This is a genomic window from Mesorhizobium sp. M0060, from assembly GCF_040323155.1.
In the GTDB taxonomy this organism is placed as follows: Bacteria; Pseudomonadota; Alphaproteobacteria; order Rhizobiales; family Rhizobiaceae; genus Mesorhizobium.
The window spans coordinates 24,002-36,680 of sequence record NZ_JAMYUP010000029.1; the positions used below are offsets into that span (position 1 = coordinate 24,002).

Consider the following 12,679-nt stretch of genomic DNA (forward strand, 5'->3'; position numbering starts at 1 on the left):
GAGTTCGGCCCGAACCGCGACAAGCGCGGCGTCAAATTTCAAACTGACCCACTACCCGATCTTGCAAGCGAAGAACTCGGCAAGGCGACGCTCGATGAGCGGGTGATGGCCGCGATGCGGCGGGTGCCGCGGCATCTCTTCGTTCCAGCCCCGGTCGCCCCTTATGCCTACCAGGACATGCCGCTGCCGATCGGCTTTGATAAAACCGTCTCGCAGCCCTTCATCGTCGCTCTCATGACCGATTTCCTTGCACCGCAACCGCACGAGGCGGTACTCGAGATCGGCACCGGCCTGGGCTACCAAACCGCAATTCTCGCGGAGCTCGCCGGGCAAGTTTGGAGCGTCGAAATCATCGAGGAATTCGCAAGCCATGCCGAGGCTCTCCTGCAGGGCCTCGGTTTATCCAATGTCGGCATTCGTGTCGGAGACGGGTCGCGCGGCTGGCCCGAGCACGCCCCATTCGACAAGATCCTGGTCACGGCGGCGGCTGAGCAGACACCGCCGGCTTTTCTGAAGCAACTCAAGCCGGGGGGACGGCTGGTTCTGCCTTTGGGATCTAAAGAAGCACAGTTTCTGACTGTCATCGACAAGGATGCGGCAGGGCAGCTCGAGACCCGGAAACTCATCCCGGTTCGGTTCAGCCGGCTCGAAACGGTCACATGAGGGGTGCGGCTGCGCGGAGCCGTGGCGGAAGATCAGGATAACGCGCGCCGCATCGATCACACGGGCGCTGGATGGCATCGCCGATCTTTTGACGTCCATGCCGCAACGCTAACTCGTGGAGCACGCCTGCAGCCACCGGTCGCAGCCGCTGGCGATCATGCCGGCGCGGTCGTATTGCGCGCTTCTCAAAGACCCTTATCCAGCCTACTGTGTGCCTACCAGAGGGCAAATGGGTCGCTGATCTGGGAAATGACGGCCAAAGGCTCAAGGAATTCGCCCAGTGGCCAACACGTGGCGGGCAGGAGGTAACGATGGATCTCAAGGACAGGCGCATCTGGTACGGCGTGGTAGCCGTGATCGTGGTATTGGTCGTGATTGCGTATGCGGCTGGTTGGTTTGGCGGCACACCGATACCAGCGCCGCAGCAGTGAGAGCGATCGTCATTCTCGCTTGGTGGCAGCTGACTGGTCAGTCTCTAAAGGTCGAAGGAAGGGATCCGTGATCGGCTGTTACGCTGGTTCGGCTACCATCCTGACGACGCACAGCCTGGACCGTTTTTGAGCGCAATCCGCAACACTCCGCCATCGGGCCGGGTAACTTCGACAATGGTTTCGACGCGGACAAACTGGGGACTGTCAGGATTCTGTGCGCGAGGCCGGTTTCGTCATTGGCTGACGAACCTTTCGCCGAAGACGACGGCGAACTGGACCTTTGCCTCGAACCATTCGCGCGGCGGTCGTTTCCATTCCTCGGCCGCATGGTTCAAGACCAGATATAGCAGCTTCATGGCCGCGTCGTCGTTGGGGAAGTGTCCACGTGTTCGAACGGCGCGGCGCAGCTTCGAAATCAGGCTTGTCGATGTCATCCGTCGTGTAGATGATGCGGCGCACGCTTTCGGGATAGGCGAAGAATGGCACGACGTGTTGCCAGTTGCGCCGCCAGCTCTGAGTGATCGCAGGATATCGCTGGCGCCAGAAGCCGACCTCGAACTCCTCCAGCGCCTTCATGCCGGCTTCGGGTAGTGTCTCAGTTTGAAATATGCGGAAACGCCTATCGCGTTTTGATCCTCTAGGCGAAAGCGCCTATGCTTAGCGCAAAGCATGGGAGCAACAATGGCCTACACTGTCATCTGGTACGGAAGACAGAGCATTGTGGACAAGGAGTTTTTCGACTCCGAGAAGGCCGCGAAAGACCATGCAATCTCCATGTTCCAGACTCGAAAGGGCGACGATGGGATCGTATCCGTTGAAGTTCGCAAGGACGATGGAACTGTCGTTTTTAGCCATGCGGAGAACTAGGAATGCCTAAAGGCCAGAAGCGCCCCGCCGACGTGATCGGCAATGCCGTCCGCGTCATGCGCATTGCGACTGGCGAGGAAGCCGACGACCTGATTGACGACGGCAAAGACCCTGCCGCGAAGGCACTCGGTGCGAAGGGCGGAAAGAAGCGCGCCGAGAACATGACGCCAGAGCGGCGGGCCGAGATCGCGAAGAAGGCGGCGGAAAGTCGCTGGCGGCACCGCTCCGAATAATTTCCGGAATATTTTTCTTGATTTTGTCGTCGAGGCGTGAAGCGCGCATTGCTCGGGACGTAGAGGCGAAACTCAAAGAGCAGGAAAAATCTATGCGCCTTCGGGAGAGAATCCCGATTGGTGGCGTTCGATTAGGCGTGGGTATCGCCGACGAAAAGCAGGTTCGCACAGGCTGGGTCCGTGTTCTCTACGAAAATGACTTTGACATGCGAGAAACCGGATCGGAAACATTCGTGGTCATGGGGTGTCCCTCGGGATTGGTCCGATGGCGATTGGGACGGCCTTATTCTTCCAAAACTAGCTGAATGGGCCAAGCTGACTTGGGGGGAGATTGACCGCCCATCCTCGGATTCCGGCCATAAGATGTATCACAACATGGACACGGCAGAGATTTGCGACGAAGCCCAATATCGAATGGTTGAAATCGAGCGTTATGCAGACGTGATTTTCCGGTTCCGCCTTGGGAACAAACGTCGGCTGTGGGGCCATCGCATAGTCCAGATGGCCGCGGATCTCGCGCACGCTCATGCCGCGTGCATACATTGACACGATCTTGGCGTCGAAATCGGGAAAGCGGCGCTGATACCTGGCGATCAGCTTCGGGTCGAAGGTTCCCGCCCGGTCGCGCGGAATCGACAGCGTCATCTTCGATGTGCCGGTCAGCACCGTCTTCGTCGAATGGCCGTTGCGTCGATTGGCGCCGCCCTCGGCGCGTTCGTCCTTGAGGTGCTCGTCAAGCTCGGCCTTCAATATCCGCTCCGACAGCGCCTTCTTCAGGTCGTCCAGCAACCCGTCCTTGGCAAATACCTCATTCGGATCGCGGCCCGCAAGCAGCTGGTCCAGAAGTTCCTTCTCGATAGCCATGTGATGATTCTCTCCTTTCCATCATCATGACCTCGCGCACAGAATTCCTGACAGTCCAGACAAACTGCGATCCTGCGGAGTAGCCAGGCGCCAGGTCATGCCGGAAGTCGTACACTGGAGCCACAAGGGCCCCAACGACCGGGCGGAGAACTCGCATCGGCCCGGCCTTCGGCGGTTTCGAAGCTCATCTGCCACTCGCTTGATCCCGCTGCCCCGGCCAGCAATGGGGCTGGGGCAGTCCAGTACAGACTCTGCCCATCGATCACCTCGATCGGCACGGACTCCAGACCGACATCGTCGAACAGCCGCGCATTTGACCGCGTTCGCAAATTAATGGCCGGATCTTTGCGAAGCCTCCGCATTTTCGTGGGGGAAGCCCTCCCAGCCTCATCGTGATTGGACTTCACGATCGGTCGGAGTCACTCTGGCCGCAGGTATAAGAAGGATATGGGTGGGCCAACTATCGTCCGAATAGGAGGCTAAAATGAAGCACCAGACGCTTGAGCAACTGCAGATCGTCGCCGAGATCGATCAGGACTACCTGCGCCAAACCATGTCGCGCAGCGAACGTCTTGAACGCTGGGCGGAGCTCCTTGAACGGAACCCTGACCGGCGCCTCTCGACGCTGCACCAAACCGAGTATCAGCCGGTTAGAGCACGCGCGGCCATGCGCGGCGACGGCTCGCCGATCGCAGTCGCTTTCGAGGATCCTGTCCTCCGCGCCGCCGGGTTGGAAAACGACAACTACGGCGAAGCGAAGCGGTTCTTCGAGCTGACCGACGGGCAATTGCATGAGATCATCTGCTATTGTCATTTCGGCGCGACGGTGAGCGCCGCAACGGCCGCCCGTCACATCCGTGCGGCGGTTGCCGGGAGACAGCCCGGCATGTTCGCTCGGATGCGTGAGGCGTTCGTCGGATAAACCCGGCGCCGTTTCGCAGCATCATTTTTGAAGCGGCTCGCATGGAAAGCCGCCGCCGTAGCGCAGGCAAGCGCTCCCCACACCGGGCCGGTGGGTGATCTCCGACAGGACCGAAAGCACGTTGCGAGGACTTGGCGAGCGCAACGACATTATCAAGACCATGCACCGGGCGCTGGAAGAGCACGGCCTTGCCCAGGAGCGAGGCGCGGCGCAATACGAAATGCACCGGCGGACCATCACCGAGCCGGTCGTCGGCCGTGTGCTCGCCAAGCGCCTCGCCGGCGACGAGATGAGCGATAAGCTGTCGCTCGTCATCGATGGCATCGACGGTCGCACGCATTATGTCGAGACCGCGGATGCGGCAAAGCTCGACGACATCCAGCGCGGCCATATCGTGGCGCTTGATCCCATCCTGCCGAAGGAGGAGCCGCGTGCGGCCGACCGCAACATCGGCAGCGTAGCCGGCGAGGACGGTGTCTATCGGCCGAGCAGACACCTGGAGGCGATCCGCGAGACATTTTTGGAGCAGGGCAAGGACCCGGATGCCTTCGTCCGTTTCCATGTTCGCCGTCTCGGAGCACTGCGCCGGGCCGGCCACGTCGAACGCACCGACGAAGACCACTGGCGCGTTCCGCAAGACCTGTCCGAGCGCGGCATCGCCTACGATGCCCGCAACCGCGGCAAGGACTTCTCCGTCCGCGTGCTCTCGATGCTCGATCTGACGCGCACATCGGCAGCGACGGTGCCACCTGGCTCGACCGGGAGCTTACGGCCAGGACCCCTGTGCCGCTGGTGAGGTCAGGCTTTGGTCTCGACGTCGACAACGCTCTCGACAGACGGGCTGCCCAGCTCGTCAGGATGGGCCATGCCGAACACGATGCGACCAGTGGGACGATCACCTTCTCGCGAGACCTTGTTGCCACGCTGGAGCGCCAGGAGGGTCGCGCGCGTCGGCAAGCAAATGGCCGCTGCGTGCGGCCTCACCTTCGCGCCCGTCCGGCCCGGCAACCATGTCAGCGGCACGCTCCTCGGCCCGATCAGTCTTGCCAGCGGGCGCTTTGCCATGCTGGACGATGGGCTCGGCTTTCGGCTCGTTCCCTGGCAGCCAATGCTGGAAGGGCGCATCGGCCAGCACATCACCGGCGTCGTGCAAAACAGCGGCGGCATCGACTGGAGTTTCGGCAGAAAACGCGGCCTGGGGATCGGGATGTGAGGGCCGGTCCAGCCAAACGCCGCAGGTGGGGCGAGAGCGGTAACTCTTGTCTGGCCCGCAATGAGAAGTTCGCGCCATCTGCAGATCTTCGTTGAGGACTGCGGCGATATGGGAAAGAGGATACAAAGCGGCCCTTGTGGGAGGCGTCCACGGCGTGACGGCCGGATTGAGGTGCGCGCCCGAGACGGCCCAACCGCGTAAGCTAGGGCGGTTACAGCGACGCCGAAGCTGAGGCCGATGCCCAGCGACCGCGCCGGCAGCAGCCCGCCAAAGCCGCCTGTCACCACTGACGCGCAGCCGATGAAGACAAGACAGAAGGTGCCGAAAAGCTCGGCGGCGAACGCTTTCATGATCGTATCCCTTGGAATTCTGAGGCCGCACTCTTCACGACTCGAGCCGAATTCAATGCGCCGCTACGGCCATGGACCGGCGGTGTGCAGCTAGATTTCTACCCTACACGGACGGATAGAATACCAAGCGACGCGCTCGCAGGGTGGCGTCAGACGCTGTGGGGGATTTTATCGATCGAGACCCGATGATCCTGAACTTCGCGCAGGCCCGGGATATTCTCGGCCAGAACGCGCGATGCAGCCCGGTCCTCTTTGGACCGATAGGTACCCCAAAATGAACCGCCCCGACTGTCACTGTCACGTCGGAATCGCCGACCGATGACCACGGCGCAGCCCGGAGCGCCTCCAGGAGTTGATCCCGAATACTGCTGTTGTTGGCCGCGGTTCGGACGAGTGGGCTTTCTCTAGCAGTCGCCAGCGGCGATCCAGTCCGGACACTTCGGTGCTTCCGCCGCCCGCAATGCGCTCAGAAATCCATATCCATGTCGTGATGATGATGCTCGTGACCGGGAAGCTCCGGCGGCGGCGGGCCAGGCCCTTCGGCCACCATGACTTCCGTTGTAAGGAGAAGGCCCGCAACCGAGGCCGCGCCCTGGAGCGCCGTGCGCACCACCTTGGCCGGGTCGATGATGCCCTTTGACACCAGATCCCCGTACACGCCCGATTGGGCATCGTAGCCATAGGCGTTGTCGTCGTTTTCGAGGATCCCGGCGATGACGACCGAGCCTTCCAGGCCGGCATTGATCGCGATCTGCCGAGCCGGCCAAGTGATCGCCTTCCTGACGATCGCGATGCCGACCTGCTGGTCCTCGTTGCCGCCCTTGAGCTTCTTGAGCGCCCTGCCGGCGCGCAGCAAGGCGACCCCGCCGCCCGGGAGAATGCCCTCGGCGACCGCGGCTCTTGTCGCGTTCATCGCGTCATCGATGCGATCCTTCTTCTCCCTGACCTCGACTTCGGTGGCACCGCCGACCCGGATCACGGCGACGCCACCGGCGAGCCTGGCCAGCCGCTCCTGGAGCTCCTCGCGGTCGTAATCGGAGGTGGTTTCCGCAAGCTCGAGCTTGATCTCAGCGATGCGGGCCTCGATGCTTGCACGCTTGCCGGCGCCGCCGACGATCGTGGTGTTTGCCTTGTCGATCATCACCTTCTTGGTGCACCCGAGCATATCAAGGGAAGCATGCTCCAGCTTGATGCCCAAATCCTCCGAGATCACCGTTCCGCCGGTCATCAGCGCGAGATCCTGCAGCATCGCCTTGCGGCGGTTTCCGTAGGCCGGCGCCTTCACGGCTGCAACCTTGAGAGCGCCGCTCAACTTGTTGACCACCAGCGCAGCAATCACCTCACCCTCGACATCCTCGGCGATGATGAGCAGCGGCTTGCCGGCCTGCACCACCTTCTCCAGCAGCGGCAGTATTTCGTTCAGGCTGGACAGTTTCTTCTCGCTGATGAGGACATAGGCATCCTGCATCTCGACCTGCATCTTTGCGCGATTGGTGATGAAATGGGGCGAGATATAGCCGCGGTCGAACTGCATGCCCTCGACGAATTCGAGTTCGGTTTCGAGCGACGTCCCGTCCTCGACAGTGATCAGGCCGTCATTGCCGACCCTCTTCATGGCGTCGGCTAGGCAGCGACCAATCTCCCTATCGCCGTTGGCCGAGATGGTGCCGACTTGCGCAATCTCGACGTTCGAAGTGACCTTCGTGGCGTTGTTCTTGAGTTCCGCGACGACGGCTTCGACCGCTAGATCGATGCCGCGCTTCAGGTCCATGGGATTCATGCCAGCGGCCACCGCCTTGGCGCCCTCCCGGACGATCGCATGCGCGAGCACGACGGCGGTGGTCGTGCCGTCGCCGGCCTGATAGGAGGTTCTTGTTGCGATCTCGCGCACCATCTGGGCGCCCATGTTCTCGAACTTGTTGTCGAGTTCGATTTCCCTGGCGACGGTCACGCCGTCCTTCGTGACCCGCGGCGCGCCGTGCTCCCTACCGATCGCGACGTTGCGCCCTAGCGGGCCAAGCGTGACGCTCACCGCATTCGCCAGGGTGTCAATGCCGCGCAGCATTCTGTCGCGAGCCTCGAACGAGAACATGATTTCCTTGGCAGCCATTTCCTTGAACCTTAAGACCCAATCTTCGGGGAACGTCCGGGCAACGGCGAAGCTTCATTCGCCACTCAGGCGAGATTGTCGCGTGGCAGCCCGAGCCGATTCCAGACATCGAACAGAGCTGCCGCGAGCCGATCAATCATGATGTCCTCATGACAGGGTGTCGGCGTGATGCGCAGCAGCTCAGTTCCCTTCGCCACGGTCGGATAATTGATCGGCTGGATATAGATGTCGTGCTCGCTCAGCAGCAGGTCGCTCGCCGCTTTGCAATGCGCCGGACCGCCGACTGCCACCGGAACGATATGGGTGTCGCCCAGCATGACCGGCAGCGCAGCGGCCCCCAGCGCCGCCTTTACCCGCCGGACGCGGTCCTGCTGGCGCTTGCGCTCCCACTGCGAGGTTTTCAGATGCCTGATCGCCGCTGTGGCCGCGGCGCAGATCGCCGGCGGCAACGCGGTGGTGAAGATGAAACCCGGAGCATAGGAACGAACCGCATCGATCAGCACAGCACTTCCCGTGATATAGCCGCCGAGGCAGCCGAAGGCCTTGGCGAGCGTGCCTTCGATTACATCGATCCGGTTCATGGCGCCGTCGCGCGCAGCGATGCCGGCGCCGCGAGGGCCGTAAATGCCCACAGCATGGACCTCGTCGAGATAGGTCATTGCGCCGTAACGATCGGCGATATCGCAAATGCGATTGATTGGCGCGACGTCGCCGCCCATCGAATAGAGACTTTCGAAGACGATGAGTTTTGGCCGATCCGGACCCGCCGCCTTCAACAATTCCGCGAGATGATCGACGTCGTTGTGGCGGAAGATGCTCTTCTCCTTACCGGACCGGCGGATGCCCTCGATCATCGAATTGTGGTTGAGCGCATCGGACAGGATCAGACAACCGGGGATCAGCTTGGCGATGGTCGAGATGCCAGTCTGGTTCGACACATAGCCGGACGTGAAGACCAGTGCCGCCTCCTTGCCGTGGAGATCGGCAAGCTCGCCCTCGAGCTCTACGAGCGGATGGCTGGTGCCGGAGATATTGCGCGTCCCGCCGGCCCCCGTTCCCAGGCGGGTAGCAGTCTCCACCATGGCGACGACCACATCTGGGTGTTGTCCCATCCCGAGATAGTCGTTGGAGCACCAGATCACGACGTCCTTCGGTCCACGCGGGGAATGCCACACGGCATTGGGAAAGCGTCCGGCGATGCGCTCAACGTCCGCGAACACACGGCAGCGCCGTTCCCCCTGCAGACGCGCGATCGCATCCGCAAAGAAACTGTCATAACTCCTAATGCCTGGCTCCAAGATACTGCCTTGCCCATCGGCCATATTGCCCGCACCTCCGGTCATCGGAGGTCCAAATCGCCGCGGCGCAATGACGTTCTTTGCGCCGCCAGGTTTGCCGGTGTGCAACGCTGTGGGTTCCGCCATCGCCCGATTCCCCTGCTTGCACACGAATTATCTCGAAGCGCGATGCGCGCCGATCCCGCTCGCATCGTTCCTCACGACCCGCGTTCAGGAAGGTCGAAGTTGAGCTGCAACATTCGCGCTATGTTTATCAGAATCGTCTCGCAGACCTTATCTTGATTAGGATCCAGATATTTGACAGTCCAGTTTGCCCCGTTCTCCTTGGTTTCGAGCCGCTGAATCACAAAATCGGTGACGTCCCCGCATCCCGGCTCCTTATGAAGATCCGCGAGGATCAATGCCTTAAGCTCCGAAGCTTTCTTTGTATGTCTTTGCATGGCCGCTCTCCTTCCGGAAGACAACTTTCTATGGATCGATCAACTGCGTCATCCCAGGGATCGTGTCATCGCACCAGTTCACGCAGCCTGGCGGCAATGCCGCTGCTTGGTGTGTCAGAGTCTAGCCCCTCCACGAATTGCCCCTGTGGGTTCATGATGTAGATGTGGGTGCCGTGATCCATTAGGTGGTCGCCGCCGCCCGCTTCGCCCTGGCGCGCCACCCCGTAGGCGCCATATGCCTCCGAAACCGAAGCGATTTGTTGTGGGCTGCCGGTCAGTCCGACGATGCGCGGATCGAACGCCGCGGTAAAGCTTCCCATCACCTCAGGCGTGTCGCGTTCGGGATCGACGGTGATGAAGAGCGGTTGCAGTTTTGCGGCGTCGGGGCCGAGTTCCTCAATCGCCGCGGCGATTTCGGACAGAGTCGTCGGACAGATGTCGGGACAAGACGTATAGCCGAAGAAAACCAGCAGCCATTTGCCGCGATAAGTCTCATCGGTGACCGTCGTTCCGTCCGGCGCCGTGAGCGTGAAGGGGCCACCGACCGTCACAGGCGCCGTGTCAGCTCGCACGAGCGGGTGACAGATCGACAGGGCCGCTGCGAATATGATGCAGAAGAGGGTATGCGGACCGTGGGCCCAGGGGCGGAGGAGTCGATGCCGTCGCTTCATCAAGGACCTCCGGCACTTCGAGAATGACGCGCCAAAACCCCCGCGTGTGTTTGTGATTAACAAACTCGCCTAAACCAACCCACTTTATCATATTTTGTTGCTGAATGGCTAGACATGGCACTGGTTTGGCTCTATTTTTAAGAGTTGCCCCTCATCTCTCTTGAAGGAGGTGGCTTTTATGACGATTCGCGAATTGATGAGCGGACTAGCGGCGATCTCTTTCGTTGCGACAATGTCCGCGCCCGCGCAAGCCTACGAAGTGGGTCCGGTCACGGGAGGCGGAACGATCGAGGGTACGATCGTCTACCGTGGCGACGTGCCGACAACAAAGATCATCCCCACCAAGAATATCGAGGTGTGCGGCGACCCCCGCGAGGAGCCGCTGATCGAAGTCGGCAGCGATCAGGCCGTGCTGAACGCGGCGGTGCAGCTGGTCGACGTGGCACAGGGAAAGGCCTGGCCGCAGCCCGGAAAGCTGCCTGAGCTTAACAACCTCAAATGTCGCTTTGAGCCCGCGGTGCAGATGATACCGGCCGGATCGTTGGAGGTGGTCAACAGCGACCCAGTGCTCCACAACACCCACGGCTATTATGGCAAGCGCACCGCCTTCAACGTGGCGTTGCCCAATAAGGGCCAGCGTATACCGGTCGAACTGAAGCGTGCCGGCACTGTCCGCATCGATTGCGACGCGCATGGCTGGATGGAGGGCTGGGTCTATGTGGTGGACAATCCCTACTACGCGGTCACCGGCGCCGATGGCAAATTCAGCATAACCGATGTTCCGCCGGGGGAATACAAGCTCGTGGCGATCCATCCCTTCACCGGGCCCATCGAGCAGTCTGTAACGGTAGAGGAGAATAAGGCCACCAGTCTGACGATTGAACTGAAAAAATAACAAAATGGGCGACCCACTGATTCAACAGGGTCGCGTTCCTGCGAGAAGACCGACGCTTTAAGAAACGGTCTGCACTGAGGAGGAACCCTGATGTCTGACGAGCTTGACCGCATTCGGCGCGAAATGCATGCGGTGCTGCAGCAGCCTGGCGTACGCCCCGACGACTCGCTCCAAATCACCCGCCGCACCTTCATTCACAGATCGCTGCTGTTCGGCGCTGCTTCCGTCGGCCAGACCTTCGCGTGGTGGCCGCTGCTCAACACCATCGACGTCGCTCACGCCGCCGAAGCGCCCTTCAAGTTTGCCTGGATTTCGGACACCCATCTCTACGAGAGATCCCTCAACACACGCTTCGTCGACAAGGTGGTGCGCGCCGTGCAAGAGGTCCAGGCCATGGATCCGCCGGCCGACTTTCTGATCTTCGGCGGCGACCTGGCCCAGCTCGGAAAGATCGAGGAACTTGAGCTTGGCGTTGAGCTCCTCAAGGATCTGACGATCAAGAAATACTACATCCCGGGCGAGCATGACTGGTATCTGGATATGGGCAAGAAGTGGGGCGAGTTGTTCGGCCAACCCAACTGGACCTTCGATCACAAGGGCGTGCGCTTCATTGGGCTCGATACGGTCAGCCGGGGACCGGACTACTGGACAGCGAAGAAGATGACGCCAGAGGAACGCATGGGCCATATGGCTACCCTCGACGGCACGGTTGCCGGCGCGTGGGCCGGCGTCGGCCGCGACCAGCTCGACTGGATGCAGAAGACACTCGCCGACTGGGATAAGTCCAAACCGATCGTCATCTTCAGCCATAATCCGCTGTACGAGTACTACCCGCCCTGGAACTTCTGGGTGCGCGACTGGCGCGAAGTGAATGACGTGCTGAAGCCTTATACCAAAGTCACCAACATCCACGGTCATGTGCACCAGGTGCTCTACAACGAGATCGGCAGCATGCGCTCGATCGGCATGCTGGCGACCTCCTGGCCGTGGCCGTATGCGCCGGAAGGCCTGCCCAAGCTTACCAAGCCGATGATCCGTGTCGATCCGGGCGATCCCTTCGACGGGGTCGGTTGGGAAACCGTGAACGTCAACGCCGACGATAAGGTCGATGTCGAGTACATCATGTGGGGCCGCAAGGAGGTGTTCGTCCAGTCGCCGGAGGACCACGACAAGAGCATTGCGGAGGTCATACGGTCACGCATCGCCGACAAACAGTACCCATGGGCAAATCCATAAGGGTGGTGGCTATGATAAACACATCGACATTCCTGTGCATTCTGAGGCGTTCCACCGTCGCCGGAGCAGTCGTCGCAGCTGCCGTCGTCGGGCCGGCCAGTGCCAACAAGGATCCGGTGACGCCAAAGCAGCTGAAACTCTATCAAGAAGCGTTCATGGAGGAGGTCAGGAAAGGAGACCTCCTGTTCCATGGTGATGCGGCGATGAAGGAGCAATTGGGCGTCAAGCTGTCGAACACCGGGTGGGCCTGCGCCATGTGCCATCCGATGGCCTCCGATACCCACCCGCAGGCGTTCCCGAAGTTCCAGGCGTCGATGGCCAAGTTCGCGACACTGCGCGACATGATCAACTGGTGCATCGAGAAACCGAGCCAGGGCGAGAAGATCGATCCCGAATCGGAGGCGATGAAGGCGCTCGAGGCGTACATCACCTGGTCGAACAGCGGCTCGGTGTTGGTGCCAGGCAAATACTAGTCTCGTCGATAGC

11 protein-coding genes and 5 pseudogenes are annotated in these 12,679 nt (G+C 61.0%); 10 read left to right on the forward strand and 6 right to left on the reverse strand.

The genetic code is table 11. From position 1 onward, the window contains the following. Positions 1–57: 57 nt before the first annotated feature. Positions 58–663: pseudogene (locus tag NKJ94_RS23725) on the forward strand (protein-L-isoaspartate(D-aspartate) O-methyltransferase); the annotation flags it as partial. A gap of 664 nt (positions 664–1,327) precedes the next feature. On the opposite strand, the pseudogene NKJ94_RS23730 reads toward NKJ94_RS23725, so the two are convergent. Continuing rightward, a pseudogene (locus NKJ94_RS23730) lies at positions 1,328–1,679 on the reverse strand (transposase); the annotation flags it as partial. Positions 1,680–1,775: 96 nt separating this feature from the next. On the opposite strand from NKJ94_RS23730, the gene NKJ94_RS23735 reads away from it, so the two are divergent. After that, a complete protein-coding gene (locus NKJ94_RS23735) occupies positions 1,776–1,961 on the forward strand; it encodes a hypothetical protein (RefSeq protein ID WP_352450409.1) in 186 nt (61 codons plus the stop codon). A gap of 2 nt (positions 1,962–1,963) precedes the next feature. Continuing rightward, positions 1,964–2,194 (forward strand): RNA-binding protein, encoded by a 231-nt coding sequence (locus NKJ94_RS23740; protein WP_352528385.1) that lies wholly within the window; start codon positions 1,964–1,966, stop codon positions 2,192–2,194. Between the two features lie 495 nt (positions 2,195–2,689). On the opposite strand, the pseudogene NKJ94_RS23745 reads toward NKJ94_RS23740, so the two are convergent. After that, a pseudogene (locus tag NKJ94_RS23745) lies at positions 2,690–3,058 on the reverse strand (transposase); the annotation flags it as partial. Between the two features lie 58 nt (positions 3,059–3,116). Here NKJ94_RS23745 and NKJ94_RS23750 point away from each other — a divergent pair. The 4 genes and pseudogenes from NKJ94_RS23750 to NKJ94_RS23765 all read left to right on the forward strand — a co-directional run. After that, positions 3,117–3,239: pseudogene (locus NKJ94_RS23750) on the forward strand (IS6 family transposase); the annotation flags it as partial. A gap of 303 nt (positions 3,240–3,542) precedes the next feature. Then, positions 3,543–3,980, forward strand: a complete 438-nt coding sequence (locus NKJ94_RS23755; RefSeq protein ID WP_352528387.1) for a hypothetical protein — start codon at positions 3,543–3,545, stop codon at positions 3,978–3,980. 94 nt (positions 3,981–4,074) lie between these two features. Continuing rightward, a pseudogene (locus NKJ94_RS23760) lies at positions 4,075–4,820 on the forward strand (DUF3363 domain-containing protein); the annotation flags it as partial. 25 nt (positions 4,821–4,845) lie between these two features. Beyond that, positions 4,846–5,193: a DUF3363 domain-containing protein gene (locus NKJ94_RS23765; protein WP_352528446.1), complete on the forward strand. Its 348-nt coding sequence runs from the start codon at positions 4,846–4,848 to the stop codon at positions 5,191–5,193. 816 nt (positions 5,194–6,009) lie between these two features. On the opposite strand, the gene groL is transcribed toward NKJ94_RS23765, so the two are convergent. The 4 genes from groL to NKJ94_RS23785 form a co-directional block, all read right to left on the reverse strand. Beyond that, positions 6,010–7,653, reverse strand: coding sequence for a chaperonin GroEL (groL, locus tag NKJ94_RS23770; RefSeq protein WP_352528389.1), 1,644 nt, complete (start codon positions 7,651–7,653; stop codon positions 6,010–6,012). Between the two features lie 65 nt (positions 7,654–7,718). Next, a complete protein-coding gene (gene hemA / locus NKJ94_RS23775) occupies positions 7,719–8,975 on the reverse strand; it encodes a 5-aminolevulinate synthase (RefSeq protein ID WP_352528448.1) in 1,257 nt (418 codons plus the stop codon). A gap of 173 nt (positions 8,976–9,148) precedes the next feature. Continuing rightward, on the reverse strand, positions 9,149–9,391 hold the full coding sequence (locus NKJ94_RS23780; RefSeq protein WP_352528391.1) for a hypothetical protein: 243 nt from the start codon (positions 9,389–9,391) through the stop codon (positions 9,149–9,151). A 65-nt stretch (positions 9,392–9,456) separates the two neighbouring features. After that, positions 9,457–10,062: an SCO family protein gene (locus NKJ94_RS23785; RefSeq protein ID WP_352528393.1), complete on the reverse strand. Its 606-nt coding sequence runs from the start codon at positions 10,060–10,062 to the stop codon at positions 9,457–9,459. A 196-nt stretch (positions 10,063–10,258) separates the two neighbouring features. Here NKJ94_RS23785 and NKJ94_RS23790 point away from each other — a divergent pair, with 196 nt between their 5' ends. The 3 genes from NKJ94_RS23790 to NKJ94_RS23800 all read left to right on the forward strand — a co-directional run bounded on the left by NKJ94_RS23790 (position 10,259) and on the right by NKJ94_RS23800 (position 12,666). After that, complete coding sequence (locus NKJ94_RS23790) at positions 10,259–10,957, forward strand: carboxypeptidase regulatory-like domain-containing protein (protein WP_502904216.1); 699 nt, start codon at positions 10,259–10,261, stop codon at positions 10,955–10,957. Between the two features lie 90 nt (positions 10,958–11,047). Further along, a complete protein-coding gene (locus NKJ94_RS23795; RefSeq protein WP_352450402.1) occupies positions 11,048–12,193 on the forward strand; it encodes a metallophosphoesterase family protein in 1,146 nt (381 codons plus the stop codon). 11 nt (positions 12,194–12,204) lie between these two features. Further along, complete coding sequence (locus tag NKJ94_RS23800; protein WP_352450401.1) at positions 12,205–12,666, forward strand: c-type cytochrome; 462 nt, start codon at positions 12,205–12,207, stop codon at positions 12,664–12,666. Positions 12,667–12,679: the final 13 nt, after the last annotated feature.

What these genes read in the sequence shown, in the direction of transcription:
- NKJ94_RS23755 (WP_352528387.1), top strand. Translation starts at nt 3,543, where the DNA reads ATGAAGCACCAGACGCTTGAGCAACTGCAGATCGTCGCCGAGATCGAT.
- NKJ94_RS23740 (WP_352528385.1), top strand. Translation starts at nt 1,964, where the DNA reads ATGCCTAAAGGCCAGAAGCGCCCCGCCGACGTGATCGGCAATGCCGTC.
- NKJ94_RS23785 (WP_352528393.1), bottom strand. Translation starts at nt 10,062, where the DNA reads ATGAAGCGACGGCATCGACTCCTCCGCCCCTGGGCCCACGGTCCGCAT.
- NKJ94_RS23765 (WP_352528446.1), top strand. Translation starts at nt 4,846, where the DNA reads ATGCCGAACACGATGCGACCAGTGGGACGATCACCTTCTCGCGAGACC.
- NKJ94_RS23780 (WP_352528391.1), bottom strand. Translation starts at nt 9,391, where the DNA reads ATGCAAAGACATACAAAGAAAGCTTCGGAGCTTAAGGCATTGATCCTC.
- NKJ94_RS23800 (WP_352450401.1), top strand. Translation starts at nt 12,205, where the DNA reads ATGATAAACACATCGACATTCCTGTGCATTCTGAGGCGTTCCACCGTC.
- NKJ94_RS23795 (WP_352450402.1), top strand. Translation starts at nt 11,048, where the DNA reads ATGTCTGACGAGCTTGACCGCATTCGGCGCGAAATGCATGCGGTGCTG.
- groL (WP_352528389.1), bottom strand. Translation starts at nt 7,653, where the DNA reads ATGGCTGCCAAGGAAATCATGTTCTCGTTCGAGGCTCGCGACAGAATG.
- NKJ94_RS23790 (WP_502904216.1), top strand. Translation starts at nt 10,259, where the DNA reads ATGAGCGGACTAGCGGCGATCTCTTTCGTTGCGACAATGTCCGCGCCC.
- NKJ94_RS23735 (WP_352450409.1), top strand. Translation starts at nt 1,776, where the DNA reads ATGGCCTACACTGTCATCTGGTACGGAAGACAGAGCATTGTGGACAAG.
- hemA (WP_352528448.1), bottom strand. Translation starts at nt 8,975, where the DNA reads ATGGCCGATGGGCAAGGCAGTATCTTGGAGCCAGGCATTAGGAGTTAT.